The following is a 26,807-nucleotide window of genomic DNA, read 5'->3' as shown; positions in this document are numbered from 1 at the left end:
GCGCCTTCCTCACCCGCTCAGGAGTACCACCATGTCCGATGCCACCATGTCCTCCGATGCCATGCGGGCGACCCTCGACGCCCTGAACGGCACCGAGGTCCGTCTGCGCCACGTCTGCAAGGCGCGGGACGCCACCGGCCAGGTCGGGCCGCGGCGTTTCCTGCACGCCGGACCCCCGATCGACCTGGCCGACATCACCGGGCCCATGCGCGGCGCGATCATCGCGGGCCTGCTGCTGGAGAAGGAGGCCGCGACCGCCGCCGAGGCCGAGGCGATCATCGACAGCGGCGAGGTGACCATCAGCCCCTGTCACGACGCGAACGCCGTCGGGGCGATGGCCGGGATCGTCACGCCGAGCACGCCCGTAGTGGTCGCCGAGGCCACGGGCGGCATCACGACGTTCTCCCCCCTGAACGAGGGGATCGGCGGCGCGATGCGCTACGGGTCGTACGACGAGGCGACGCTCTCGCGGCTGCGGTGGCTCGGCGACGTGCTCGCCCCCGCCCTCGACGAGGCCGTGCGGCGCTGCGATCCCCTCGACCTGCTCGCCCTGGTGGCCGAAGGGCTGCGGCGGGGCGACGACTGCCACAACCGGCTGGTCGCGACCAGCGCGTCCCTGCTCGCGGCGCTCGCCCCCGGCCTGCTGCGCGCTCCCCTCGACCGTGCGGACGCCGCCGACGTCGTCGCGTTCATCGCGGGCAACGGGCATTTCGCGCTGCCCTTCGCGATCTCGGCGGCCAAGGCGGTGACGGTCGCCGCTCACGGGATTCCCGGCAGCCCGATCGTGACGGCCATGGCGAGCAACGGACGGGAGTTCGGCATCCGCGTCAGCGGGCTCGGCGACCGCTGGTTCACCGTGCCCGCGCCGATCGGCGACCCGGTCCTGCTGGACGGGGCGACCATCGACGACGTGAATCCGACCATGGGCGACTCCATGGTCGCCGAGACGGCCGGCTTCGGCGCGTTCGCGATGACCGCGGCACCCGCGATCATGTCCTTCGTCGGCGGGGACATGGCCCGGGCCGTGGAGATCACCCGGCGCATGCGGACCGTCTGCGCCGGCACGAGCCGGCGTTTCCTCATCCCGGGCGAGGACTTCCGGGGCACGCCGCTCGGCATCGACGTGCACAAGGTGCGCGCGACCGGCGTCGAGCCCGTCATCAACAACGGCCTCGCACACCGGGAGCCCGGACGCGGCCGGGTCGGAGCCGGGATCACTCCCATTCCGGTGGAGCCCTTCGCGGCGGCGAGCCGGGCGCTGGAGGAGGCCGGCTCCGCGCCGTCCGGCGCGACGGAGGAACTGGGGACGCGCGCGTGAGCGGTACGAACATCCCCGCCTTCAGCCCCGCCGACCTCGCCGCCGTCGCCGGCAGATGGGGACTGGACCCCGGCCTGGTGGTCCGGCTCGGCCCCGCCGTCGACCGCATGCGCGACGTCTACCGGCGGGTCCGCGATCTGGCTACCGATGGGCAGGCCCCCGAACCGCTGCCCGTCCCCGTCACCCGGATCCCCCGCGGCCCCGGCAACCCGTACGGCGCCTGGCTCTACACCGTCGACGAGCCCGGGCCGCCGGGGAGCGGGCCGCTCGCCGGGCGGACGGTGACCGTCAAGGAGTCGATCGCGGTGCGCGGGGTGCCGATGACACTGGGCAGCCGTCTCATGGCCGGTTTCGTCCCCGCGTCCGACTCGGTGGTGGTGGGCAGGGCGCGGGAGGCCGGAGCGGTGATCCTCGGCACGTCCGTCTGCGAGGACCTGTGCTACTCCGGGTCGAGCTTCACCAGCGCCCACGGACCCGTCGGGAACCCCTGGGACCCGCGCCGCTCCGCCGGCGGTTCCTCCAGCGGCGCCGCCGTCCTGGTGGCGACCGGACAGGCCGACTACGGCATCGGCACCGATCACGGCGGCTCGGTCCGCAACCCCGCCGCCTGGTCCGGCGTGTTCGGCCTCAAACCCACGTACGGGGTCATCGAGTACGACGGCGCCATGCCGACCGAGCGCACGCTGGACCACATCGGCGTGCTCACCCGGACCGCCGCCGACCTGATCCCCTTCCTGGAGGCGACCGCCACGCCGTACCCGGACGGAGACGGCGAGCCGTACGCCGGGGGCTACACCCGGGAGATCGCCGGGCTGCGTGCCGGGCTGCTCATCGAGGGGTTCGGCTGGCCCGGCCGATCCGATCCCCGGCTCGACGGCCTGGTGCGGGAGTCCGGCCGGGCGCTGGAACGGCTCGGGTTGACCGTGTCCGAGGTGTCGGTGCCGCTGCACCGGCACGGAAGGGACATCCACCTGCCCATCTCCATCGAGGGCGGCCTCACCACGGTCTTCGAGTCCCGTCTCCAGGGCAACAACCACGACGGGCCCTACCACCCGAACTTCGGGGAGGCGTTCGGCGAGGCCCTGGTGCGGCGTCCCGAGGACATCCCGGTCGGCGGGGTTCTGGCCCTCGTCGGAGCCACGCTGCTCCGGGACGCCACCCACGGCAAGGTCATGGCGTACGCGCAGCGCCTGCGGCGGCGACTGCGCGAGCAGATCGACGACGCGCTGCGCGAGGTCGATCTCCTCGTCCTGCCGAGCGTCCCGATGCCGCCGCACCTCCTCCCGGCCGACCCGCGCGCGGCCGTGATCGACACCGAACTTCCCTTCGAGATGCACGACAACAACTGCGTGTTCAACCTCACCGGGCACCCGGCGCTCAGCGTCCCGTGCGGGTTCGTGGACGGCCTGCCGGTCGGCATGCTCCTCGTCGGACGGCCCGGCGCGGACGCGCGCCTGGTCCGCGTCGCCGCCGAGTTCGAAGAGCACGTCTTCCGCTGCCCTCCGCCCCCGATGCGGCACGACCATCACGAGACCACGGGCGACGGCCTCACCACCGCGAGGAGCCGATGATGACCGAGCAGGCACTGAACGTCTTCGGCGAGCCGCTGGACCCCTGCGGCTTCGACCCGATCACCGGGTACAAGCGCGACGGCTACTGCTTCACCGGGCCCGACAACCCCAAGGGGCACACCGTCTGCGCGATCGTCGACGAGCGCTTCATCGCCTTCCAGTCGACGGTCGGCAACGACATCGCGACGCCGCGGCCGGACCTCGCCTTCCCCGGGCTGAAGCCGGGCGACCACTGGTGCGTCATCGCCTCCAAGTGGTACGAGGCGTACCTGGCCGGCTGCGCCTGCCCGGTGAACCTCGCGGCGACCAACATCCGGGCTTTGGAGGTGGTCCCCCGCGAGGCGCTGATGGAGTACGGGGTGGACCCGCGCCCCGGCCCGGACGGCCGGGGCGTCGAACGGTGAGCCGCTGGAACGCCCTGCGCGCCTACACCTCTCTGCCCGCCGCCACCGGTTCCTGGTTCCTGGTGGTGACGCTGGTCGGCCGCGTCCCCGCGACCATGGGACAGCTCGGCGCGCTGCTGCTGGTCAGCGGGGCGACGCAGTCGCTCACGCTGGGCGGCGCCACGGCCGCGGCCTTCGCGGTGGGGCAGGCGGCGGGCGGTCCCCTCGTGGGGCGGACCGCGGACCGGTACGGGCACCGGCCCGCCGGCCTGGCCACGGCCGTGGCGCACACGGCGGCCCTCGTCCTGCTGGTGCTGTGCGTGGGGGCGGATGCCCCCACGTGGGCGTCGCTGGCGTCCTCGGCGGTCGCGGGCTTCTCGGTGCCGCAGGTGGGCCCGCTGTCCCGGGCTCGCTGGACGGCGCTGGCTCATCGCGGCCGGCTGCCGGTGGACCGCCTCCCCACGGCGATGAGCTTCGAGGGAACGGGCGACGAGCTCGCGTTCGTCCTCGGCCCGGCGCTGGTAGGCGTGATCGCGACGGCGGCTTCGCCCCGGACGGCGGTGCTCGTGGCGGCCGGGCTCACCGTCACGACGTGCGTGGCGTTCGCCCTGCACGCCACGGCCACCCTGGTCGTCGGGGAACGGGAACGGGTTACCGGAGCCCGGGCGCCGCTGGCACCCGTGCTCATCCTCGCCGCCGGGCTGACCGGGCTCGGCTGCTACTTCGGCTCGATACAGGCCGGGGTCACCTGGCGGGCGGAGGACGCCGGCGCCGGCGGTGCGGCCGGGCTGATCTACGCGATCCTCGGGCTGAGCAGCGCCCTCGCCGGGGTGCTCGTCCCGATGCTGCCCGCGTCCCTCCCGCTCGTCCGCCGGCTCCAGGGCGGCTTCGTCCTCCTGGGCGTTCTCAGCCTGCCCCTCGCGATCACGGGCGGGTTGAACGCCGGTGGTCTGTGGGTGCTGGCCCCGTTGATCGCGCTTCCCGGCGTCACCATCGCGCCGATCCTCGTCACCGCGTACACACTGGCCGAAATGGCGGTGCCGGTGGAGCGGATCTCCTGGGTCATGACCCTGCTCACCTCCTCCGTCGTCATCGGCTACGCGATCGGCGCGCTGCTGTCGGGCTCCCTCGCCGACCGGTACGGCCCGGCAGCGCCCTTCCTGATCGCGCTCGCCGCGACCGGCGCCGGCGCCGCGGCCGGCACGTTCGGTCGGCGCCGGCTGGCGGCGCTCCGCCCAGGCGCGCGCATGGGCCGTCACGCTCCCGCGCGCTGAGATCCGCTCACCGCGGCGCCGAGGGCGTGGTCCGCCGTTCCCCGTTACACTGGCCGCGTGATTCGTATGTCGTGTCTGGGCTGGTGGCGCTCCGAATAGGAGCGGCCATCTCACACGCGTACGACCGGGCCGTTCGGATGGACGGCCCTTTTTCGTGCTCCCTGGACGAGGGGTCGCCGTCGGAACGGCGAACCAGCCGCCAAGGGAGAGACCACATGAGCACGACCCTCGACACCACCACGTCCGACGACCTCGATGTGCCGGCCGCGCGACGGCGCAGCGCCGAACTGGAGAGATCGGTCCGGGAGCGGCCCGGCCGGTTCCGCGCGCTGACCGGCGACCGCCCGACCGGAAGGCTGCACCTGGGACACTACTTCGGCAGCCTGCACAACCGCGTCCGCCTGCAGAACCTGGGGGTGGACATGATGGTGCTCGTCGCGGACTACCAGGTCCTGACCGATCGCGACGTCGCCGACCGGCTCGCCGAGCACGTGGAGGACCTGGTGCTCGACTATCTGGCCGTCGGCATCGACCCGGCCCGGGCCACGATCTTCACGCACAGCGCGATACCCGCGCTCAACCAGTTGCTCCTGCCGTTCCTCAGCCTGGTCTCGGTCGCGGAGCTGGGCCGCAACCCCACGGTCAAGGACGAGATCGCGCACTCGCGCCAGTCGGCGGTCAGCGGGCTGATGTGCACCTATCCGGTTCACCAGGCGGCCGACATCCTGTTCTGCAAGGCCGGGCTCGTCCCGGTCGGGCAGGACCAGCTGCCCCACCTGGAGGTGGCCCGCACCGTCGCACGCCGCTTCAACAACCGCTACGGCACCCCGGGCAGCCCCGTGTTCCCCGAGCCCGAGGCGCTGCTGTCCGAGGCCCCGCTGCTGCTCGGCACCGACGGCGGCAAGATGAGCAAGAGCCGGGGCAACTCCATCGCCCTGGCCGCGACCGCCGACGAGACCGCCAGGCTGATCCGCGGCGCGAAGACCGACGCCGACCGCCACATCGCGTACGACCCCGTCGCCCGGCCCGAGGTCTCGAGCCTGGTCCTCCTGGCCGCGCTGTGCCTCGGCCGGGACCCGCACGAGGTGGCCGGCGAGATCGGGGGCAGGGGAGCCGCCGCGTTGAAGGCCACCGTCACCGAGGCGGTCAACGACTACTTCGCGCCCATCCGGGCGCGGCGCGCGGAGCTGGCCCGGGACCGCGCGCACGTCCGCGGCGTGCTGCGCGACGGCAACGAACGCGCCGCCGTCATCGCCGACGCCACCCTCAAGGAAGTACGCGCGGCGATGAACGCCCTCTATTACTGACTGCCGGCACCACCGGGCCCTCGGACGACGTGACCGGGGGCCCGGTGGTGTGGCTCAGCTGTCGCCTTCGAAGAGGCTGGTGACGGAGCCGTCGGTGAAGACCTCGGTGATGGCCCGGGCGAGCAGCGGGGCGATCGACATGACCGTGAGGCTGTCGAACCTCTTCTCCTCCGGGATCGGCAGCGTGTTGGTCACGACCACCTCGGAGATGCGGGAGTTCTTGAGCCGGTCCACGGCCGGGTCGGAGAAGATGGCGTGCGTGGCGGCCACGATGACGTCGGTCGCGCCGTGCTCGTACAGCGCGTCCGCCGCCTTGCAGATCGAGCCGCCGGTGTCGATCATGTCGTCGATCAGCACGCAGGTCCTGCCGCGCACCTTGCCGACCACCTCGTGCACCTTCACCTGGTTGGCCACGTCGAGGTCGCGCCGCTTGTGGATGAACGCCACGGGCGTGCCGAGCGAGTCCGACCAGCGCTCGGCCAGCCGTACGCGGCCGGTGTCGGGAGAGACGATCGTGGTGGTCGCCGGGTCGAGCTTGCCGCGCAGGTAGTTGATCAGGACGGGCAGGGCGAACAGGTGGTCCACCGGACCGTCGAAGAAGCCCTGGATCTGCGAGGTGTGCAGGTCGATGGACATCATCCGGTCGGCGCCCGCCTGCTTGAACAGGTCGGCCATCAGCCTGGCGGTGATCGGCTCGCGGCCGCGGCCCTTCTTGTCCTGCCGGCTGTAGCCGTAGAACGGCATGATCACGGTGACCCGCTTGGCCGAGGCCCGCTTGAGGGCGTCCACCATGATCAGCTGCTCCATGATCCACTGGTTGATCGGCGCGGTGTGGCTCTGCATCACGAAGGCGTCGCAGCCGCGCACCGACTCCAGATACCGCACGTAGATCTCGCCGTTGGCGAAGTCGCGCAGCGCGGTCGGCGTTATCTCGACGCCGAGGGCGCTCGCGACCTCCTCGGCCAGCTCCGGGTGGGACCGGCCGGAGAAGAACATCAGGTTCCGCTCGCCGGTCGTCTTCTTGCCGCTCATGCCGCGCTCCTCGCGTGTCGAGCCTGTTCGCCGTACCGGGCGTGGTGAGGCCGGGCCGGCCGTGGCGCCGTTCCCTCGTTTCGCCCGGGGCTCGCGAACCCCTTCGCCCGGTCGATGTGGTCGGTCACGGTGTCCTCCTGGCCTGGCCCTTAGGCGCTACGCGGTCAGACCGCGCCTCGTACGTGTCTTTCCTGTCCCCGTACGGCCCGCGGGGAGGCGGGCCGCAGGTGGTCCTGATCGCCGGTCCTCATTACCGGCCCTGATCACCGGCCCTGATCACCGGCCCTGGTCATTGGCCCTGGTCATTGGCGGGGTCTGCGCCGTTCGCCGCGGTCGTGTCGCGGGCTTCTGTCGCCCGCAGGGCCGCCTCCGCGGACCGGGTGCCGGCGCGGCGGCGCACCACCCAGCCCTCGATGTTGCGCTGTTTGCCGCGGGCGACCGCCATCGCCCCGGGGGGCACGTCGGACGTGATCACCGATCCGGCGGCCGTGTAGGCGCCGTCCCCGATCGTGACCGGGGCGACGAGCATGTTGTCGCTGCCCACGCGCACGTGGTCGCCCACGACCGTGTGGTGCTTGGCGACGCCGTCGTAGTTGACGAAGACGCAGGCGGCGCCGATGTTGGAGCCGACCCCGATCGTCGCGTCGCCGACGTACGTCAGGTGCGGGACCTTGGAGCCCTCGCCGATCCGCGCGTTCTTGGTCTCGACGAACGCGCCGATCTTGCCCGTGGGGCCCAGCACGGTGCCGGGGCGCAGGTAGGCGAACGGACCCACGGCGGCGCCGGGGCCGATCTCCGCGCCGTCGGCGACGGTGTTGCGCACGACGGCGTCCTCGCCGACGACCGTGTCGGTGAGCGTGCTGCCCGGCCCGACCTGCGCCCCCGCGCCGATCCGGGTGGCGCCCTTCAACTGGGTGCCGGGATGGATCACGGCGTCGGGCTCGATCGTGACCCCGGCGTCGACCCACGTGCCGGCCGGGTCGACGACGGTCACCCCGGCGCGCATGTGCGCCTCCAGGATGCGGTCGTTGAGCACGCGCCGGACGAAGGCGAGCTGGACGCGGTCGTTGACGCCCTCGACCTCGGCGTGGTCGGCGGCCACGTGCGCGCCCACCCGGTGGCCGTCCTCGCGGAGGATGGCCAGCACGTCGGTCAGGTACTCCTCGCCCTGGGCGTTGGCGGCGCCGATCCGCTTCAGGCCGTCGGCCAGCAGCGCGCCGTCGAAGGCGTACACACCCGAGTTCATCTCGGCGATCACGCGCTGCTCGGGGGTGGCGTCCTTCTCCTCGACGATCTCCAGCACCGCGCCGTCCTCGTCGCGCACGATCCGGCCGTAACCGGTCGGGTCGGGGACGACGGCGGTCAGCACCGTGACGGCGTTGCCGTCGGCGGCGTGCCGTTCGAGCAGGGCCGCCAGGGTCTCGGTGCGCAGCAGCGGGGTGTCGCCGTACGTCACCAGGACGGTGCCGTCGATCGGGCCCTCGGCTTCGAGGGCGGTGCGCACGGCGTGACCCGTGCCGTTCTGCTTGTCCTGGACGACCGTACGGGCGTCCGGCGCGGTCGCCGCCAGCTGGGCGCCGACCTGCTCGCGCGCGTGCCCGATGACCACGATCAGCCGCTCGGGGGCGAGGCCGCGCGCGGCGGCGAGCATGTGGTCCACGAGTGAACGACCACAGACCTCGTGGAGGACCTTGGGGGTTTTCGATTTCATCCTGGTGCCCTCGCCCGCGGCGAGGACGATCACGGCTGCCGGGCGCGGCACACTCACGGACTGAGGCTCCCTCGGCGTCGCGGCTTACACGGGATCGGCTGCGGCTTCCACGCGTCCACTACCCAGGAACCGCACGGTCACCCGCTCGACAAGGTGAGCTTACCTGCCGTGCCCCGAGAGGGAACCAGCCCCCCTGGGGCGCGGACGGACGGATGAACAGGCTCCCGGGGGAGGATTCGAACCTCCGTTGACAGAACCAAAATCTGTAGTCTTGCCCCTAGACGACCCGGGAAGGGCACAACGTCCCGCTTTGCCGGATTCCGGCGGCCGCCCGAATCCGCACTCAGGATACAGAGCCGACCGTTCACTGAGCATCAGTCTTTCCCAGTGATTCGCCCCATGCCCGGACGTGCCACGTCACATCGCACGACCGCTCCGCCCGGCCCGCGAGCCGGAGCCGGGGTCAGGAGCTCACCGGAGGGGGCGGAAGAAGGCCCTGACGTCCTCGACGAGCAGGTCGGCGCCTCCATCGCGGCGAAGTGGCCGCCGCGGTCGAACTCGGACCAGTGCACGACGTTGTGTTCGCGCTCGGCGATCCGCCGGACCCCGGCATCGCCCGGGAAGACGGCGACGCCGTGCGGCAGCGCGGAATACTCGGCCGCCGCCCCCCAGCCCTTCTGCCCCTCCTTGTGGAGACGGGCGGCCGAGGCGGCGGTCCGGGTGAACCAGTAGATGCTCACATCGATGAGCGCCTGGTCGAGGTCCACCGCCTCCTCGGGCAGTTCGCGGGCCGGGGCGGTCCACTCCTTGAACTTCTCCGCGATCCACGCCAGTTGCGCCGCGGGCAAGTCGTGCAGGCCGAACGTCCAGGAGACCTCGCTCCGCGCCCTCGCCAAGCTCGAACAGGTCCTCCCGTCCCGGCTCCGGCACCGCGTCGGCGACCTGCGGTCGGTCACGGTTCCCCTGACGGACCCGGCCTCGGCCGTGGACCCGGACGTGCTCACCGCGATCGCCGCGGCCGTCGCCACCGGGAGAGCCTGCGGTTCGGCTACCGCTCCCACGACGGCGCCGAGGACCGCCGCACCGCCGAGCCGTACCGGCTGCGTCGACCCCTACCGCTACCGCGGCCGGTTCACCGTGCACGCCCCGGCCGAGGTCGTCGCCGCCCGGATGCCCCCGACGATGGCGGTGGTCGAGCCGGTCGACGACGGCGCGTGCGTCCTCAGCACCGGGTCGAACTCCCTCGACGAGCCGGCCGCGTGGGTCGCACGGCTCGGCGTCCCGTTCGAGGTGCACGAGCCGCCCGAACTCGTCGAGCACATCCGCGCACTCGGCGCCCGCCTCGTCGCCGCGGCCCGGCCTCGGACCACGGAATCGTGATGCCGCCGCCTCCTGGCATGTCTCTCGAAATGAGGCGCTCCCGGGTGTTATCGAGACGGCATTACGGGCACGTCGCGGTGGACGCCGCGGCATCGACGGCGTGGCCGAGAGCGAGCACGAGGCATTACCAGATGGCCGACCGTTGGTGCAAGGCGTGGATTCGCCACCAGATATGGCCCGGAGCGTCACCTTCCACACATTCGCTCTTAGGGATTCCTAACTTACGATGGCGTAGGTTACGGTTGCGTAGCCAGAAATTCTTTCCCATCTCGTGAGGTAGCCCATGACCGTCCTGACCGACCGTCCCTCCCCACAGCCGAAGCCGGACTTCGAACCCGAAGGCAAGAGCAAAGCCGATCTGGTCGTCTTCGCACTCGTCGTCGGCCTTCCGATCCTCGCGGTCATCGTCGCAGTACCGTTCGCCTGGGGATGGGGCCTGGGCTGGACGGACGTCGCGATCGCCGGCGTCTTCTACATCGTGTCCGGCTTGGGGGTCACGGTCGGGTTCCACCGCTACTTCACGCACGGCTCGTTCAAGGCCAACCGGCCTCTGAAGATCGCGCTCGGGATCGCCGGCAGCCTCTCGCTGGAGATGTCGGTGCTGGACTGGGTGGCCGCCCACCGCAAGCACCACAAGTTCTCCGACAAGGAGGGCGACCCGCACTCGCCGTGGCGGTTCGGGCCCGGCTTCAAGTCGATGTGCAAGGGCCTGCTGTACGCGCACGTGGGCTGGCTCTTCGAGGTCGAGCGCGTCAACCGCGCCAAGTACGCCCCGGACCTGCTGAAGGACCCGGACATCAAGAAGCTGCACCGGTGGTTCCCCACGATCGCGATCACCTCTTTGCTGCTCCCGCCGGTCCTCGGCGGACTGATCACCTGGTCCTGGCAGGGCGCGCTGACCGCGTTCTTCTGGGGCACGCTGATGCGGATCGGGCTGCTGCACCACGTCACCTGGTCGATCAACTCCATCTGCCACGTGTTCGGCGAGGAGGTGTTCGAGTCGCGCGACAAGTCCCGCAACGTCTGGTGGCTGGCCATCCCCTCGTTCGGCGAGTCGTGGCACAACCTCCACCACTCCGACCCCACCTGCGCCCGGCACGGCGCGCTCAAGGGCCAGATCGACCTCAGCGCGGGTGTCATCCGCTGGTTCGAGAAGGCCGGATGGGCTCACGACGTGCGCTGGCCGACTCCCGAGCGCCTGGCGGCGAAGCGAATTGCCTGACGACTCAGTCAGTGCTGACGGCAGGGCCGCTCTCCGGAACACGGCGGCCCTGACCCTCGCACCGGCATCCCCCTCACCGCTGTCCCCCACATCGGCGCCTCCTTTACCGGCGGCGCCCTCCGTACCCACGTCCCCGGCCGGTCCCGGCACTCGTACGGCCCCCGTCTCCGCGGTGGCCGTACCGGCGCTTCCGGCCACTCCTGCCGGGAGGACTCCTGCCGGGAAAACAGGGACCGCGACCGTCCCGCGCCGGGTCCGGGCCGCCGCACCCGCCATGATGGAACCCGTGAGCGAGTCCTCCCGATCCCGCAGACGCATGACCGGCGCGGAACGGCGCGAGCAGCTGATCCAGGTCGGCCGTGCCCTGTTCGCGGACAAGGGCTTCGACGGCACCTCGGTCGAGGAGATCGCGGCCAGCGCCAAGGTGTCCAAGCCCGTGGTGTACGAACACTTCGGCGGCAAGGAGGGCATCTACGCCGTCGTCATCGACCGGGAGATGCAGCGCCTGCTCAGCCTGGTCACCCAGGCCCTGTCGGCCTCGCACGCCCGCATCAAGCTGGAGCGGGCCGCGCTCGCTCTCCTCCAGTACATCGAGGAGAGCAGCGAGGGCTTCCGCATCCTGGTCCGCGACTCCCACGCCGCGTCGGGGACGGGCACCTTCGCCAGCCTGATCAGCGACATCGCCAGCCAGGTGGAGGACGTGCTGGCGGACGAGTTCAAGGAGCGCGGCTACGACCCCAAGCTCGCGCCGATGTACGCCCAGATGCTCGTGGGGATGACCGCTCTCACCGGCCAGTGGTGGCTCGACGTGCGCAAACCGCGCCGCGAGGAGGTAGCCGCCCATCTGGTGAACCTGTCGTGGAACGGCCTGACGGGCCTGGACGCCAATCCCGTGCTCACCGGCGCGACGCGTGGCCTGGTCCTGTCCCCCACCGTGGACACCCGTACGGCGAGTCCCGCCGAGCGCGACTCGAAGGAGCAGGAGAAGCTCCGCCGCGAGCAGGAGAAGGCGCGCGAGCGCGAGCAGCGCGAACGCGCCAAGCAGCTCGAACGCCAGCAGCGCGAGCTGGAGAAGGCCAAGGAGCGCGAGCAGCGCGAACGCGCCAAGGAGCTCGAGCGGCAGACGAAGGAGCAGGAGAAGCTCCGCCGCGAGCAGGAGAAGGCACAGGAGCGCGAGCAGCGGGAGCGCGCGAAGGAACTCGAACGCCGCCAGCGCGAGCGGGCCAGGGAACTCGAACGCCTGCAGCGTGAGCGGGCCAAGGGACTCGACCGGCAGCAGCACGGAGAGGTCTGACCGCCCGCCGCGCGGGACGACCCCCGTACGGCGGGCGCCGCGGAGGCGCGGCGAACAGGGAAAACGGCGCCTGGGCACCACGGCCTGACGCTTTCGTTGCTACGAAGTTAACGTTCCGTTCAACGACTTAGGGCATATTTCGTTATATGTCCGCCCAAAGCTCCCCCGCCTCTGAGCCGGAGGAGGCCGACCTCCCCGCGCACGCCCCGCTGCCCAACGACCGGTTCCTCAACCGCGAGGAGAGCTGGCTCCAGTTCAACGAGCGTGTCCTGGAACTGGCGGAGGACTCCTCGTTGCCGCTGCTCGAACGCGTCCGGTTCCTCGCCATCTTCGCGAGCAACCTGGACGAGTTCTTCCGCGTTCGGGTGGCCGGGCTCAGGCGGCGGATGGCGACCGGCCTGCTGCTGCGGACGCCGGGCGGGCTGAAGCCGAGCGAGGCGCTGACGCGGATCGCGACGGTCGCCGACGACCTCGCGCGCAGGCACGCGGCGGTCTTCCACGACCGGATCTGCCCCGAGCTCGCCGAGGAGGGCATCGCGATCGTCCGGTGGGACGACCTCGCCAGGGACGAGCGGACGGCGCTGCGCAAGCTCTTCCGTGAGCGCATCCGGCCGGTGCTGACGCCGCTGGCCGTCGATCCCGCCCACCCGTTCCCATACATCTCGGGCCTTTCCCTGAACCTCGCCGTGATGGTGCGGAACCCGGCGAACGGCCACACGGTGTTCGCGCGGGTGAAGGTCCCCTCGCAGCTCCCCCGGTTCGTGACCGCCTCGCCGAGCAGGTTCGTCCCGCTGGAGGACGTGATCGCGGCGCACCTGGGCGAGCTGTTCAAGGGCATGCAGATCGTGCAGCACCACGTCTTCCGGGTGACCAGGAACGAGGACCTGGAGATCGACGAGGACGTCACGGAGAATCTGATGAAGGCGCTGGAGCGGGAGCTGCTGCGCCGCCGGTTCGGGCCGCCGGTGCGGCTGGAGGTCGAGGACACCATCACGCCCGAGGTGCTGGAACTGCTCGTCGACGAGCTGGGCGTGGCCGGCAACGAGATCTACCGCCTGCCCGGGCCGCTCGACTTGACCGGGCTGCACGCCATCGCCGACCTCGACCGTCCCGAGCTGCACTACCGGCCGTTCGTCCCCGCGGAGGCGATCAGCGCCGAGGACGACCTGTTCGCCATACTGCGCGAGCGCGACATCCTCATCCACCACCCGTACGACTCGTTCGCGACGAGCGTGCAGCGGTTCGTGGAGGAGGCGGCGGCCGACCCGGACGTGCTGGCGATCAAGCAGACCCTCTACCGGACCAGCGGCGACTCGCCGATCGTGGACGCGCTGATCGACGCGGCCGAGGCGGGCAAGCAGGTCGTGGTCGTGGTCGAGATCAAGGCGAGGTTCGACGAGCACGCGAACATCTCCTGGGCGCGCAAGCTGGAGACGGCCGGGTGCCACGTCGTGTACGGCGTGCTCGGTCTCAAGACGCACTGCAAGCTGTCGATGGTGGTCCGTCAGGAGGCGAGCGGCGAGCTGCGGCGCTACTGCCACATCGGCACCGGCAACTACAACCCGAAGACGGCCCGGCAGTACGAGGACTTCGGCCTGCTCACCGCCGACCCGCAGGTGGGCGAGGACGTCACGGACCTGTTCATCCACCTGACCGGCTACTCCCACCAGTCCTACTACCGCAAGCTGCTGGTCGCGCCCGACTCGCTGCGACAGGGTTTGCTCACCCGGATCGAGCAGGAGATCGCCCATCGCAGGGCGGGCCGTGCGGCGCGGATCCGGATCAAGACGAACTCGCTCGTGGACGAGCCCGTCATCGACGCGTTGTACCGGGCCTCGCAGGCCGGGGTGCCGGTCGATCTGTGGGTGCGCGGTATCTGCACGCTCCGTCCCGGCGTGCCCGGCCTGTCCGAGACGATCCGCGTACGCAGCGTGCTCGGCCGGTTCCTGGAACACTCCCGGATCTACGAGTTCGGCGGCGGACGGCGGACCGAGATGTGGATCGGCAGCGCCGACCTGATGCGCCGCAACCTCGACCGCCGTGTCGAGGCGCTGGTGAAGGTCGCCGGCCCGGAGCATCGCAGATATCTGTCCCACCTGCTCGATATGGCGTTCGAGGACACCACCACGGCCTGGACGCTGCATTCGGACGGCAAGTGGCTGCGCCACCGGGGCGAGGTGGATCTCCAGCACCACCTGATCGCGAGCCGCCGCTGGCGGGCCCTGGACGACGGGGCCGAGTGATGGGCGGCGGCATGATCAGGGCGGCCGGTGCGGTCGTCTGGCGGGGGAACGCCGACGACCCGGAGGTCGCCCTGGTCCACCGGCCGGCGTACCGCGACTGGAGCCTGCCCAAGGGAAAGCTCAGGCACGGCGAACACGTGATCGCGGCGGCCCTGCGCGAGGTGTGGGAGGAGACCGGCCTGCGGGTCGTGCTCGGCCGCGCCCTTCCGCCCGTGCACTACATGCGCGGCGGCCGGCTCAAGCGGGTGGACTACTGGCTCGCCCACGCCCCGGGGTACCAGCATGCGATCGGCGGCGACGGGCACGAGGTCGACGAGGTCGCCTGGCTGCCGATCGAGGAGGCGCGGCGGCGCCTCACCTACGCCTGGGACCGCAGCCTGCTGCGCGCCGTCGGCGCCGCTCCCCTGGTCACCATGCCGCTGATCCTGCTGCGGCACGCGCCGGCGGGCTCGCGGCAGGAGTGGAAGGGCGACGACGACCGGCGTCCGCTGGACGAGCACGGACACGCCCAGGCCGAGATCCTGGCCACGGTGCTGGGGGCCTACCGCCCGGTCACGCTGGTCAGCTCGCACAGCAGGCGATGCACGCAGACGCTGCGGCCGTACGCCGAGCGGTACGGGCTTGATGTGCGTGAGGAGGAGGCGCTGTCGGAGAGCGGCTACGACCCGCGCGCGGCGGAACGCGTCGTCCGCGACCTGCTGGCCGAGCCCGAGCCCGCGGTGCTCTGCAGCCACGGCAAGGTCCTGCCCGAGCTGCTGGACATGGCCCACCGGGCGCCGTACGGCATGGGCGACCGCAACCTCGCCAAGGGCGGCTTCGCCGTACTCCACCGGGCCGTCGCGGGTGCCGTCGGCGACGACGCGGGTGAGCACGTGGTGAGCCTGGAACGCTACGCCACCCACGCTTGATCGTTTACAGGATCACCCGAACCGCCGTGCTCGCGACCGACTACGAGATCACGCGGGGTGGGGGAGGTGGGACCAGACGGCGGGGAACTCCTCGTGGGCCCGGGCCGCCTCGGCGCTCTCGATGCCGGCGAGCACGCCGTAGGTGAAGGTGTCCTCCCCCGCCTGCCTGGCCCGTTCCGCCTCCTCCAGCAGCACGCCCTGGGCGACGACGCCGTCCTGGTGCCGTCCGAGCACCTCCTGCACCTGTTCGGCGCGCTCGGCATGGCCGGGCATGCCGGCCGCCTCGGCCGTGTAGCGGGCACGCTTGGCGGCCTTGCGCACCTCGTGCATGGCCGTCTCCCTCTCCTCGCCCTCCTCCATGCGCCGCGCCGCGTCGTAGGCGTCGGTCACCCGGCGCCAGGCTTTGTCCACGATCTTCGGCAGCGCCTTGTCCGCGTTCTCGGCCGCCGTGGCCGTCAGCGGAGGGTCGGCGGCCAGCGCGTCGAGGGCGTCGAGCAGCGCGAGGTAACGCTCCCCGCCGAGGGCCGCCCGGATGCGGTCGTACGCGTCGTGCTCCCTGGCCCGCAGGTCGTCACCCAGCCTGCGGCGCGCGTCCTCGGTGACGAAGCGGGGATCGAGGGCGTCGAGCCGGGCGGCGAACCGGGCCCGGATGACCTCCAGGTCGCGCGCCTCGCCCAGCACCTCGCCGAGCCACCTGAGCTCCTCCCGGAGCTCCTCGGTGCCGGCGACGATCCGCTTGAACGCCTTGAGCGCGCTGCGCAGACGGCGGCAGGAGACCCTGGCCTTGTGGACGGCGTCCTCCTCGGCCAGGCGCACGTGCGGGTCCCGCGCGAGCAGCGCGGCGGCGTGAGCGCGGAGGTAGGCGGCGACGACCTCCCCGGCTGAACCGGGCTCGGGCCGGGTCACGGGCCGCGGCGCGGGTATGCGGTCGCCCAGGACGCGGGCGAGCTTGCTCGCGCTGTCCGCGGGAGCGGCGCCCGCCTTGCGCAGGCGCTTGGCCACCTTCTTCAGGAGGTCGCGATCGCCCTCCTTGAGCTCGGCCTCGACCTCGCGCCAGCGCCGCACCACCGGCTCGTCGCCGAGCACCGTGCCCTTGACCCGGTCGTCGGCGATCTCCACGAGCACCGTGTCGCCCGGACCGAGCAGCCGGGTGACCCCGCGGCGGGTCTCCAGCTGGGCCACCGGCGCGAGCGGGACGCCCCGCGTGTACGCGAGGACGAGGCTCGCCAGCTCGGCGGGCACCACCTTGGCGCCGCGGGTGAGCGGCCGGGCGATCTCCTGGCGGGCGCCCTTGGCTTTGGGCAGCTTGAGGTGCCAGCCCTCGTCGTCCCCGCCGCGCCGCCGTCGCAGGGTGACGCCCCGGGCCGCCAGCCGCAGGTCGGGGGTGTCGAAGTAGACGGCGGTCAACCGGTGGGAGAGCGGCTCGGCCACCCCTTCGCACCCCGGCAGGCCGCCGAGGTCGGGCAGGGCGAAGCCCTCCGGAACGTCGAACTTGTCCTCTATCTCAAGCGCCACCGTTCCCCCTTGTGGTGTCCCGGTCGGCGTCATACTGCCATGCGAAAGTGAACAGATTTCAAAGGTGCGCGGCCACGAAGATCCGCCGGAACGGGAACGGCGTGCCGTACGGCCTGGGCGGGTAGGCCGCGCGCAGGGCCCGGGCGCAGTCGGCGAGGAAGGCGGCGTGCCGCTCGGCCGGCAGCCGGTCGAGCAGGGGCCGCAGGGCCGTGCCCTTGATCCAGCCGAGCACCGGGTCCTCCCCCGGCAGGACGTGCACGTAGGTGGTCTCCCACGCGTCCACGACGAAGCCGAGACCGGCGAGCAGGTCCACGTAGTCGGCCGGATCCCCGACCGGCACACCCCGCGGCACGTCGCCCAGCTCCTCCCGCCAGGTCGTACGGCACAGCTCGCGCACGACGGCGTGGCTCGGCGCGTGGAAGTTGCCGGGAATCTGGAAGGCGAGCCAGCCGCCCTCGGTCAGGTGCCCCCTCCACCGGCGCAGCAGGTCGGGGTGCTCCGGGATCCACTGCAGGAGCGCGTTCGAGACGATCACGTCGACCGCGTGCGGCGGGCGCCAGTCGCGGACGTCGGCCGTCTCGAACGTCGGCCCGGGCGGCGCCTTGGCGATCATCTCGGGCGAGGAGTCGACGCCGTGCACCCGGGCGCCGGGCCAGCGATCGCACAGGGTCGCCGTGAGCTCTCCGGTGCCGCACCCGAGATCGACGACGTACCGGGGCGATCGGGCGCCCACCCGGGCCACGAGCTCATGGAAGGGACGGCCGCGCTCCGTCGCGTAGCGCCCGTAGATCTCCGGATCCCACATACCACGCCTCCGTTATCTTGATGTCAAGATACTCGATATCGCGTGAGATATCTCGATGTCAAGAGAAGATAAACTCGGCCCATGACCTTCTCGAGGCCCGCCGAGGACGAGGTGGACCGGCTGGTAGCGGCCTGGAAGCAGGAGCGCCCGGACCTGGACGTGACACCTCTCGAGGTGCTGAGCCGTGTCTCCCGGCTGAGCCGGCACCTGGAGCGTGAGCGTCGTGCGGCCTTCGCCTCCCACGACATGGAGTCATGGGAGTTCGACGTGCTGACGGCCCTGCGCCGGGCGGGCGAGCCGTACGAACTCAGCCCGGGAGCGCTGCTGCGCGCCACTCTCGTGACCTCGGGCACGATGACGAACCGCATCGACAGGCTGGCCGCCGCCGGGCTGGTCACCCGGCGCCCCGACCCCGAGGACCGGCGCGGCGTGCTCGTACGGCTGACCCCGGCCGGAATGCACCGTGTGGACGCCGCCTTCGCCGACCTGCTGCGGCGCGAACGCGAGTTGCTGGCCGGTCTCGAACAGCACGAGCAGCAGGCCCTCGCCGCTCTGCTGCGTACACTCCTGGTCCCCTTCGACACCTCCAGTGACTCCTCCCCCTCGTAAACGAGGGGGCTTCTCGCTACGCCGCGCTGGCGTCGCGGAGGACCAGCCCGGCCCTCTTGATGTTGCTCGCCCCGACCACGTCCGCGTTGGCGGCATACCCGCATGCCACGCAGGCGAAGTCGGTTTGGACCTTGCGGTTCTCTCCGCTCGCGTGCCCGCATCGGGGACAGGTGCGGGAGGTGTTGGCGGGGTTCACCGAGATCAGCTCTCGACCGGCGCTTTCAGCCTTGTGCGCGAGGATGCCCAGGAACACCCCCCAACCCGCGTCCAGAATGCTCTTGTTCAGTGCGGCCTTCGCCGCTGCCCCGTTGGCCAGGAACACGCCCGCCTGCTCAGGGGCGGGCTTGGCCTTCGGGCTCTTGGTCATGTTGGCGATCCGCAGGTCCTCGACCACGATCACGTCCGCGTTCCGGACCAGCGCGAGCGCGGTCTTGTGCGCGTGGTCAGCCCGCTGCCGGGCCACCGCACGGTGAATCCGGCCGATCTTCTGCGCTGCCTTCCGGCGGCGCTGCGAACCGCGTTTCGTGCCCGCGTAGGCGCGCTGTGCGGCGGCCAGCTCCTCCTGCGCGGTTCTGAGGTAGCGCGGGTTGGGGATGTGACCGTGTTCGTCGCTCACCCCGGCAATCGGATCGCTGGCGGTGGCGAAGTGGACCACGCCCATGTCCACGCCGATCTCGCGGCCGGTCGCGGGCAGTGGCACAGCGGGCACATCGTCACAGGAGACGACCACGAGCCAGCGGGAGCCTTCCCGCTTGACCTCTATCTGCTTAACCCGGCCACGCACCGGACGGTGCTGATGCGCCCGCACCTGCCCGATCCCGTGCAGCTTCACGAACGTCGCACTGGGGTGGTGCGGCTGGGAGTCCCACTTCGCGCCGTCGCCCTCGACAAAGGTGACCGTGTCGAACCAGCCCCGCCCCTTGAACCGCGGGTAGCCAGGCGGCTGACCCGCTTTGACGCGGCGGAAGAACGCCTCGAACGCCTTGTTCAACCGGCGCAGCGTCTGCTGCTGGCTGGTGAACGACCAGCGGCCCTGCCCTGCCGGGTCATCGGCACGGATCTCCTTCAGCTGCGCGGACTGGTCCCCGTACCGGATCGAGATCTTCGCCCGGCGGTACGCTTCGCGGCGCTCTTCCAGCGCCGCGTTGTACAGCGCCCGATGATCGTCCAGCATCGCGGTCAGCGTGATCTGCTGCTTGACCGTGGGACGCAGCAGGAACTTGAACGACCTACGCATCAGCGCCCCCGCTGTTCTTGGGACACGCTCGTACTGGGTCTCGATATAGCGCTGCACGGTCGCCGCGCTGACAGCTCCCACGCTCGCCACAAAGGACGAGCGTGACCACAGCGTCGGAAGCTGGGAGCGCAGGTGCGGGAACTCGGCGCGCAGGTGGTGAGAGGTGCATCCCTTGAACTGGTTGGCCACGTACGAGGGCGAGCGCTTCGGGTGCGGCTTGACGAACTCCAAGGCGATGATTTCCCAGTCGTGCTCTGCGGCCTTGGCGCGGGTCAACTCCTCCAGCCGGGCCTTGACCCGGCCGCCCAGGACACGGCGCCGGTACTTGGGGCACCACACCACGTGGTAGCCCAAGCCGTACGCCGCACCGGGGGAAGCGCGCACCTGACGAGACACTCGATCATTATAAGATCTGCGCTGCTAACAGCAGCGGTTTCTGAGAGCCGAAATCCGCAGGTCAACGCACGCTCAGGCGCTAGACCGCCTTCCCGCTCGGCATTCCCCCGCCCCCTGAGGGGAGCGGTCCCCTGCCTTCAACTTGATGGGACAGGTCACTGAGCCGGCCGGCTCCACCTCCACCGGGTCCCCTGGATTCGACAGCCGACGAACGCCCTCGTCACGGCACGGAAATGCCAATCTCTGCCGTTTGTCTCATTTGACGCTTTCGACTCCACAATCGACGCTTCGTCACCACTTGTTGGCTCACTCTCCGCAGTGACACAACTCCTTACCACTGTGATTTTCATCACATTTGTCCCTGGACCGGTCCAGTCCGGCCATGGAGTGAGGGACTCTCGATGGCTACGTGATCAGCGGAGACGAGTCCTGTAGGCGTACGGCGGAGCCGCCAGGACGGCGCGTGGAGACCCTGTGGACACTGATAGCAAATTCTGAAATTTCTGTTTTCAGAGGCTTTCTTCGTTATAACTTCCATCAGTTCCTTCACTGACGCATGGGGCGCAAGTGACGCCCCACGACAGACCAGGGAGATCCACCTTGAAGCGCACTCTCGCTCTCGGCGGCGTCGCGGCCGGCCTCCTGGCCTCCGCAATCGTCGCCTCGCCGGCCCAAGCCGACGACCAGATTCCGGCCATCAACCTCGCGAAGACCAACTTCGCCGCTCAGCAGGTGGCCGCGTTCTGGTTCGGCGAGGCCCGGGCCAACCTCATCAACGCCACGCCGTACAACGTCGAGACCAAGCTCCCGACCAAGCACGTGTCGACCGGTGGGACCTCCGCCAGCAGCAAGGCGGGTGTCGTCGGGTCGAGTGGTGACCAGAAGGCCGCCACCGGCAACCTGAAGAACGTCAACCTCCCCCGCACCGTGGGCAAGGTGTTCTTCATCGGCGCCGACCACAGGCCGCACTGGTGCTCGGCGACCTCGGTGCAGAGCGGGTACAAGAACCTGGTCGCGACCGCTGGTCACTGTGTCTACGACACGGTGAGCAACAAGGCCACCCTCGACAAGTGGGTCTTCATCCCCGGTTACTACCAGGGCAAGACCCCGTGGGGCATCTACGTGGGTAAGACCGCGTACACCCACTACGACTTCGACAACTACGAGGACGGCGACCGCAACTACGCGTTCGTCACCGTCTACAACGGTGTCCAGGTCACCGACGTCAGCTACGACAAGTACGGCCGCGACGACCACCGTGGACGCAACGACCACGGGCGTGACGACCACCGTGGACGCAACGACCACGACGGCAAGGACTACGGGCGTGACGACCACCGCGGTCGCAACGACCACGACGGCAAGGACCGTGGGCGCAACGGCCACGACGACCGCCGCTCGTACGTGAAGCGCCTGTCCATCCGCGAGTTCCAGGCCCTGAACCGGGGCAGGGACCTCACCGGCAACGGCCCCTGGGCCAAGGGCACGGGCGTCGAGACCCGCGAGATCAGCGAGCGCCAGTACAACAGCCGCTTCGACTCCTACCCGAGCGGCGACGGCAAGACCCTGTACTTCCGCAAGAAGGTCTGGGACCGCGACGACCACAAGGGTCCGAGGCACGACGACCACCAGGGCCCGAAGGACGAGGCCAAGGCCCTCACGCCGGAAGTCGCGCCGAGTGGCCAGAACAACCGGCACCCCGAGCCCTCCAAGCCGGAGCCGAAGCCGACGGTGACCGTCACCGCGACCGCGACCACGACCGCGACCGCGACCGCGACCGCGACTGTCACCGCGACCGCGACCGCCACGGTGACCGCGACCGCGACCACGACCGTCACCGCGACCCCGACCGGCAAGCCGACGGGCAAGCCGGACTGGTGCGACGACGACCGTAACCCCCGCGGCAGCTTCTCCGGCGACAACGACCGTCGGGGCGGCGGCAGGGACCACTGCGACGACAACAACCACCGGCCGAAGTACAAGTACTACGCCCGGACGTTCTGGGCGAAGTCGGTCCGCAACGACCACAGGCCGCACGGCACGCTGAAGATCACCCTGAAGGACGTTGGGCGTCTCGGCGACAACGTCGGCGGTCAGGGCCTGGCCTACAACCAGAAGATCGGCACGAACGTCTTCGTGTTCGGTTACCCGAGCGGGTCGCACCCGGACGGCAACTACGCCTTCACCGGCCAGACCCTCAAGTGGGCCTACGGCAAGACCTTCAAGGTGAGCGTCCCGGCCGTCAAGGGCGAGGAGCTCGTCGGGGTCAAGACCTCGTTCACGGGCGAGGGCTCGATCGGCTCGTCCTGGCTGTTCCGCTACAGCAACACCAAGCGGCTCGGCTACCTGAACGGTGTGACCATCGGCCTGGGCGACGTGGACGGCAACGACCGCATCGACACCAGCATCTCGTCGTACTTCGACGGTGAGACCCTGGCTGTCTACCAGTACGCCGCGAAGTTCCACTCGGGCCGCATCGTCTGAGTGTTCTGACTCCTGACGGCGTCAGGAAGGGCCCGGATGGCTTGTCCATCCGGGCCCTTTCGTCTTCCCCGGACTTCCCCGGACTTCCCCGCACGCGACGTCTCCTGCGCGGTCTCCCGCATGCCGCGCGCCGCTGTCATCCCCGTGATCCGGGCCCCCGCACGTACGTGTGGCCCCCCGAGCGCCCCGGCCGCCCGGACGGCCGCCGGCACGCGCTGAGGGTCGTACAGCCGGCCTCGGGGGCTCTACCCGGCCCAGATCCGGCCGCTGAAATTCCGTGCGCACAGTGGAGAAGGACCCACTTCCCTCTCCCCGGCCTTGACAGAGGCGGTCACGGACTACGGCCCGGCGAACCAGAACGCGACCGAATGTCATTGGACCGATGCAATAAGCCAATGGCAGTTTTCGGACCGGTCCAAATTCCCTGCCGCCGCCGGCGTCTCCGTGCCCGCGGAGCACGGCGAGACCTCCGCTCGCGAGGTTCTGTGGAGCAGCGGCATGGGCGGAGGCGGCACGAGCGGGCGAGCCGGGCTTGCGAGACGACTCCGCGACGCGGCCGAATGCGTCCTCACCTGCGGCACAAGCCCTCAGACAGGCCCAATGCCCGCCACCATGACGACGCCCCTCGTCTCCGATGCCCGCCTTCCCTGCGGGGCCGCTTCGACGCGATGCACACGCTTCCGGTTTCCATCCAAACCTGTGATTTAAGTCACATTAGAGGCTGATCAGCTCCGTCAGGAAGATTGATGCGCGACGTAAATGATCAGGCAAAACGCGACCGAATCCCGTCGAACGGCACGGCTCGGGTGCCGCTGGCACCCGAACGGAAGCCGCGAATGCCCTTACACCCCACATGACTCTCCTATACCTTTTCCCTCGTCTCTTACTGACGGATGGGGCGCAGGTGACGTCCCACGACAGACCAGGGAGAAATCCATGAAGCGCACTCTCGCTCTGGGCGGGATCGCGGCGGGCCTGCTGGCTGCCGCCGCCGTCGCCGCGCCGGCTCAGGCCGACTCGGACGTCGCCCCGCCCGTGAACCTGGCCAACACGAACTTCGCCGCCAAGCAGGTGGCGGCGTTCTGGTACGGCCAGAGCAAGGCCAACCTGATCAACGCCACGCCGTACAACGTCGAGACGACCGTCCCCACGCGGCACGTGTCGACCGGCGGCGCCTCCGCCGACAGCAAGGCCGGCGTTGTGGGCTCCAGCGGTGACCAGAAGGCCGCCACGGCGAACCTGAAGAACATCAACCTGCCGAAGACCACCGGCAAGGTGTTCTTCATCGGCGGCGACGGCAAGCCGCACTGGTGCTCGGCGACCTCGGTGCAGAGCCAGTGGAAGAACCTCGTGGCCACCGCCGGTCACTGCGTCTACGACACGGTGAGCAACAAGAACACCCTCGACAAGTGGGTCTTCATCCCCGGCTACTACGAGGGCAAGACGCCGTGGGGCATCTACGTGGGTAAGACCGCGTACACCCACTACGACTTCGACAACTACGAGGACGGCGACCGCGACTACGCGTTCGTGACGGTCTACAACGGCGTCCAGGTCACCGACGTCCAGTCCGACAAGGTCAAGAACTGGGTGGACAACCGCGAGTTCGAGACCCAGGCTCTGGCCGAGAAGGCCCAGAAGGAGCTGGAGCTCAAGAGCACCGGCTTCGCGGGCAAGATCGTGCCCGTGGTGGACTACGACACCAGGGTTCCTCTCCGTACCCCGGGCTCGCAGAAGGCGCCCGCCACCAAGAACCAGCTCGGCGGCAACGTCCCGGCGAACGCGGCCACCCTGGAGAACCAGGCCAAGGAGCACGGCACCTCCGTGTACCAGGACCGGACGTGGGGCACCGAGGTCACCCGGGTCTCCAAGGAGGAGTTCGGCAACGGCGGCTGGACGCCCGACGGCAAGGCCTTCTACTTCGCCAAGGACAACGCCTGGTACAAGGCGACCTACTGGGGCAACTTCGACGTCGACTACAAGCTCCGTGGTCACCTCGTCGACATCGCCCTCAAGGACGTCGGCACCCTGGGTGCCAACGTCGGCGGGCAGGGCCTGGCCTACAACCAGAAGATCGGGACCGGCATCTTCGTGTTCGGTTACCCGAGCGGGTCGCACCCCGACGGCAACTACGCCTTCACGGGCAAGACCCTCAAGTGGGCCTACGGCAAGACCTTCAAGGCCGCTGCCCCGGCCATGAAGGCCGAGGAGCTCGTCGGCATCAAGACCAGCTTCACCGGCGAGGGCTCGATCGGTTCCTCGTGGCTCTACCGCTACAGCAGCACCAAGCGTCTTGGCTACCTCAACGGTGTGACCATCGCGGTCTCCGACACCGACGGCAACAAGCGCATCGACACCAGCGTCTCCCCGTACTTCGACGGTGAGACCCTGGCCGTCTACCAGTACGCCGCGAAGTTCGCTTCCGGCAAGATCGTCTGAGACTCCCTCTGACGTTCTAACTGGACCACAGGAAAGGGCCCGGCTTCCAGCCGGGCCCTTTTCGCATGCCCGAGGGCGCCTCCTTCGTGGAAGCGACAGGCGGCGGGGCCGGGCGTCCGGCAGGGCCGCTTTGACGGGAGAGAGCCCCATCTGGTTTCACCAGAAACTGTGATTTAGGTCACACCGCTGGTGCACAAAACCACGGCAGCACAACCGAAACACACCCTTAATGATCAGCCAAAACGTGGCTCGGCACCCCGTTGGAAGGGACGGCGCAGCGGGCGCTGCCGGAAGAGCACAAGCCGCGGAGCGCTTACACCTCACCAAACTCTCCTATAGCTTTCTCCTCGATCCTTCACTGACGGATGGGGCGCAAGCGGCGTCCCACGACAGACCTGGGAGAAACCCATGAAGCGCACCCTCGCTCTTGGCGGGATCGCGGCGGGCCTGCTGGCTGCCGCCGCCGTCGCCGCGCCGGCTCACGCCGACACCGACGTCGCCCCGCCCGTGAACCTGGCCAACACGAACTTCGCCGCCAAGCAGGTCGCGGCGTTCTGGTACGGCCAGGGCAAGGCCAACCTCATCAACGCCACGCCGTACAACGTCGAGACGACCGTGCCGTCCAAGCACGTCTCGACCGGTGGCGCTTCCGCCGACAGCAAGGCCGGCGTCGTCGGCTCCAGCGGCGACCAGAAGGCCGCCACGGCGAACCTGAAGAACATCAACCTGCCGAAGACCACCGGCAAGGTGTTCTTCATCGGTGCGGACAACAAGCCGCACTGGTGCTCGGCGACCTCGGTGCAGAGCCAGTACAAGAACCTGGTCGCGACCGCTGGTCACTGTGTCTACGACACGGTGAGCAACAAGGCCACGCTGGACAAGTGGGTCTTCATCCCCGGTTACTACCAGGGCAAGACCCCGTGGGGCATCTACGTGGGTAAGACCGCGTACACCCACTACGACTTCGACAACTACGAGGACGGCGACCGCAACTACGCGTTCGTCACCGTCTACAACGGTGTCCAGGTCACCGACGTGGCCGTCGACAAGGTCAAGAACTGGGTGAACAACCGCAAGTTCGAGACCAAGGCCGAGGCTGAGAAGGCCCGCAAGGACCTCGAGCTCAAGACCACCGGCTGGGCCGGCGAGGTCGTGGCCGTTCCCGACTACCGGCACCTGGCCCAGAAGGGCGAGGAGTCCACCAAGGGCTACGTCAGCTGGGACGACTTCTGCCAGCTGACCGGCTGGGCGAAGGAGAACACCGACGCGCTCGTGCGCGGTGACAGCACCGACGTCAAGCTGGGCAAGCGGGCCGGCTTCACCATCACCCGCGTCAGCAAGCAGGAGTATGGCAACGGCGGCTTCTCGTCGGACGGCAAGTCCTTCTACTACACCAAGGACAACGGCTACTACAAGGCCCAGTTCTGGGTCCTGTTCGACGTCGACTACATCCTCAAGGGCAAGATCGTCGACATCGCCCTGAAGGACGTCGGCACCCTGGGTGGCAACGTCGGTGGTCAGGGCCTGGCCTACAACCAGAAGATCGGTTCCGCGGTCTTCGTCTTCGGTTACCCGAGCGGGTCGCACCCCGACGGCAACTACGCCTTCACCGGCAAGACCCTCAAGTGGGCCTACGGCAAGACCTTCAAGGCCGCTGCCCCGGCGCTCAAGGCCGAGGA

Annotated in this window: 20 protein-coding genes and 1 tRNA gene; 14 read left to right on the top strand and 7 right to left on the bottom strand. The window is 69.9% G+C overall.

All coding sequences use genetic code 11. From position 1 onward, the window contains the following. The first annotated feature begins 31 nt into the window (after positions 1–31). The 5 genes from HHX41_RS37180 (at position 32) to trpS (ending at position 5,853) form a co-directional block, all read left to right on the top strand. The gene (locus HHX41_RS37180; protein ID WP_182909699.1) at positions 32–1,318 is read left to right on the top strand and encodes a DUF1116 domain-containing protein; all 1,287 of its coding nucleotides are present in this window, start codon (positions 32–34) and stop codon (positions 1,316–1,318) included. Further along, entirely contained in the window at positions 1,315–2,889 is a 1,575-nt protein-coding gene (locus tag HHX41_RS37175; protein ID WP_182909698.1) for an amidase family protein, read from the top strand. Before HHX41_RS37180 ends, HHX41_RS37175 begins: the two co-directional genes overlap by 4 nt. After that, complete coding sequence (locus tag HHX41_RS37170) at positions 2,889–3,293, top strand: DUF2237 family protein (protein ID WP_182909697.1); 405 nt, start codon at positions 2,889–2,891, stop codon at positions 3,291–3,293. Before HHX41_RS37175 ends, HHX41_RS37170 begins: the two co-directional genes overlap by 1 nt. After that, positions 3,290–4,546, top strand: coding sequence for an MFS transporter (locus tag HHX41_RS37165; protein WP_182909696.1), 1,257 nt, complete (start codon positions 3,290–3,292; stop codon positions 4,544–4,546). Before HHX41_RS37170 ends, HHX41_RS37165 begins: the two co-directional genes overlap by 4 nt. A gap of 215 nt (positions 4,547–4,761) precedes the next feature. Next, positions 4,762–5,853: a tryptophan--tRNA ligase gene (gene trpS / locus HHX41_RS37160; RefSeq protein ID WP_182909695.1), complete on the top strand. Its 1,092-nt coding sequence runs from the start codon at positions 4,762–4,764 to the stop codon at positions 5,851–5,853. A 54-nt stretch (positions 5,854–5,907) separates the two neighbouring features. Here trpS and HHX41_RS37155 read toward each other — a convergent pair whose 3' ends face one another. From HHX41_RS37155 to HHX41_RS37140, 4 genes are all read right to left on the bottom strand, one after another. After that, complete coding sequence (locus HHX41_RS37155; RefSeq protein WP_169983497.1) at positions 5,908–6,885, bottom strand: ribose-phosphate diphosphokinase; 978 nt, start codon at positions 6,883–6,885, stop codon at positions 5,908–5,910. Positions 6,886–7,174: 289 nt separating this feature from the next. Further along, a complete protein-coding gene (glmU, locus tag HHX41_RS37150) occupies positions 7,175–8,653 on the bottom strand; it encodes a bifunctional UDP-N-acetylglucosamine diphosphorylase/glucosamine-1-phosphate N-acetyltransferase GlmU (RefSeq protein WP_182909694.1) in 1,479 nt (492 codons plus the stop codon). A 164-nt stretch (positions 8,654–8,817) separates the two neighbouring features. Then, positions 8,818–8,888 (bottom strand) — tRNA-Gln (locus HHX41_RS37145). A gap of 82 nt (positions 8,889–8,970) precedes the next feature. After that, the gene (locus tag HHX41_RS37140; RefSeq protein ID WP_220504779.1) at positions 8,971–9,444 is read right to left on the bottom strand and encodes a hypothetical protein; all 474 of its coding nucleotides are present in this window, start codon (positions 9,442–9,444) and stop codon (positions 8,971–8,973) included. Between HHX41_RS37140 and HHX41_RS37135 the strand changes: the two genes are divergently transcribed. The 5 genes from HHX41_RS37135 to HHX41_RS37115 all read left to right on the top strand — a co-directional run bounded on the left by HHX41_RS37135 (position 9,404) and on the right by HHX41_RS37115 (position 15,643). Next, complete coding sequence (locus HHX41_RS37135) at positions 9,404–9,976, top strand: YafY family protein (RefSeq protein ID WP_220504778.1); 573 nt, start codon at positions 9,404–9,406, stop codon at positions 9,974–9,976. The genes HHX41_RS37140 and HHX41_RS37135 overlap by 41 nt on opposite strands. A gap of 283 nt (positions 9,977–10,259) precedes the next feature. Beyond that, complete coding sequence (locus HHX41_RS37130) at positions 10,260–11,198, top strand: acyl-CoA desaturase (RefSeq protein WP_169983499.1); 939 nt, start codon at positions 10,260–10,262, stop codon at positions 11,196–11,198. Between the two features lie 277 nt (positions 11,199–11,475). Then, entirely contained in the window at positions 11,476–12,492 is a 1,017-nt protein-coding gene (locus HHX41_RS37125; protein ID WP_182909742.1) for a TetR/AcrR family transcriptional regulator, read from the top strand. A gap of 146 nt (positions 12,493–12,638) precedes the next feature. Further along, positions 12,639–14,735: an RNA degradosome polyphosphate kinase gene (locus tag HHX41_RS37120; protein ID WP_182909693.1), complete on the top strand. Its 2,097-nt coding sequence runs from the start codon at positions 12,639–12,641 to the stop codon at positions 14,733–14,735. Then, positions 14,735–15,643, top strand: a complete 909-nt coding sequence (locus tag HHX41_RS37115) for an NUDIX hydrolase (protein ID WP_259401613.1) — start codon at positions 14,735–14,737, stop codon at positions 15,641–15,643. Before HHX41_RS37120 ends, HHX41_RS37115 begins: the two co-directional genes overlap by 1 nt. A 48-nt stretch (positions 15,644–15,691) precedes the next feature. Here the strand turns inward: HHX41_RS37115 and HHX41_RS37110 are convergent, their stop codons facing one another. Further along, positions 15,692–17,158: a CYTH and CHAD domain-containing protein gene (locus HHX41_RS37110; protein WP_182909692.1), complete on the bottom strand. Its 1,467-nt coding sequence runs from the start codon at positions 17,156–17,158 to the stop codon at positions 15,692–15,694. Between the two features lie 58 nt (positions 17,159–17,216). Then, positions 17,217–17,963, bottom strand: coding sequence for a trans-aconitate 2-methyltransferase (locus tag HHX41_RS37105; protein ID WP_182909691.1), 747 nt, complete (start codon positions 17,961–17,963; stop codon positions 17,217–17,219). Between the two features lie 81 nt (positions 17,964–18,044). On the opposite strand from HHX41_RS37105, the gene HHX41_RS37100 reads away from it, so the two are divergent. Next, entirely contained in the window at positions 18,045–18,572 is a 528-nt protein-coding gene (locus HHX41_RS37100) for a MarR family winged helix-turn-helix transcriptional regulator (protein ID WP_182909690.1), read from the top strand. 16 nt (positions 18,573–18,588) lie between these two features. Here HHX41_RS37100 and tnpA read toward each other — a convergent pair whose 3' ends face one another. Then, the gene (gene tnpA / locus HHX41_RS37095; protein WP_396795764.1) at positions 18,589–20,205 is read right to left on the bottom strand and encodes an IS200/IS605 family transposase; all 1,617 of its coding nucleotides are present in this window, start codon (positions 20,203–20,205) and stop codon (positions 18,589–18,591) included. Positions 20,206–20,805: 600 nt separating this feature from the next. Here tnpA and HHX41_RS41425 point away from each other — a divergent pair. The 3 genes from HHX41_RS41425 to HHX41_RS41420 all read left to right on the top strand — a co-directional run. Beyond that, positions 20,806–22,689, top strand: a complete 1,884-nt coding sequence (locus HHX41_RS41425) for a serine protease (RefSeq protein ID WP_259401612.1) — start codon at positions 20,806–20,808, stop codon at positions 22,687–22,689. A gap of 936 nt (positions 22,690–23,625) precedes the next feature. Further along, positions 23,626–25,128: a serine protease gene (locus HHX41_RS37080; RefSeq protein ID WP_182909689.1), complete on the top strand. Its 1,503-nt coding sequence runs from the start codon at positions 23,626–23,628 to the stop codon at positions 25,126–25,128. 408 nt (positions 25,129–25,536) lie between these two features. Further along, on the top strand, positions 25,537–26,807 hold a 1,271-nt coding region (locus HHX41_RS41420; RefSeq protein ID WP_259401611.1), incomplete at its 3' end, for a serine protease.

The sequence above is a fragment of the Microbispora sp. H13382 genome, from assembly GCF_014161445.1.
Lineage (GTDB): Bacteria > Actinomycetota > Actinomycetes > Streptosporangiales > Streptosporangiaceae > Microbispora.
Note: the sequence above shows the minus strand (reverse complement) of the source record. Positions and strands in the feature narration are given on the sequence as shown.

Excerpts from the sequence above, each read along its gene's own strand:
- HHX41_RS37180 (WP_182909699.1), top strand. The coding sequence starts at position 32 with ATGTCCGATGCCACCATGTCCTCCGATGCCATGCGGGCGACCCTCGAC.
- HHX41_RS37170 (WP_182909697.1), top strand. The coding sequence starts at position 2,889 with ATGACCGAGCAGGCACTGAACGTCTTCGGCGAGCCGCTGGACCCCTGC.
- trpS (WP_182909695.1), top strand. The coding sequence starts at position 4,762 with ATGAGCACGACCCTCGACACCACCACGTCCGACGACCTCGATGTGCCG.
- HHX41_RS37155 (WP_169983497.1), bottom strand. The coding sequence starts at position 6,885 with ATGAGCGGCAAGAAGACGACCGGCGAGCGGAACCTGATGTTCTTCTCC.
- HHX41_RS37130 (WP_169983499.1), top strand. The coding sequence starts at position 10,260 with ATGACCGTCCTGACCGACCGTCCCTCCCCACAGCCGAAGCCGGACTTC.
- HHX41_RS37125 (WP_182909742.1), top strand. The coding sequence starts at position 11,476 with ATGGAACCCGTGAGCGAGTCCTCCCGATCCCGCAGACGCATGACCGGC.
- HHX41_RS37120 (WP_182909693.1), top strand. The coding sequence starts at position 12,639 with ATGTCCGCCCAAAGCTCCCCCGCCTCTGAGCCGGAGGAGGCCGACCTC.
- HHX41_RS37115 (WP_259401613.1), top strand. The coding sequence starts at position 14,735 with ATGGGCGGCGGCATGATCAGGGCGGCCGGTGCGGTCGTCTGGCGGGGG.
- HHX41_RS37105 (WP_182909691.1), bottom strand. The coding sequence starts at position 17,963 with ATGTGGGATCCGGAGATCTACGGGCGCTACGCGACGGAGCGCGGCCGT.
- HHX41_RS37100 (WP_182909690.1), top strand. The coding sequence starts at position 18,045 with ATGACCTTCTCGAGGCCCGCCGAGGACGAGGTGGACCGGCTGGTAGCG.
- HHX41_RS37080 (WP_182909689.1), top strand. The coding sequence starts at position 23,626 with ATGAAGCGCACTCTCGCTCTGGGCGGGATCGCGGCGGGCCTGCTGGCT.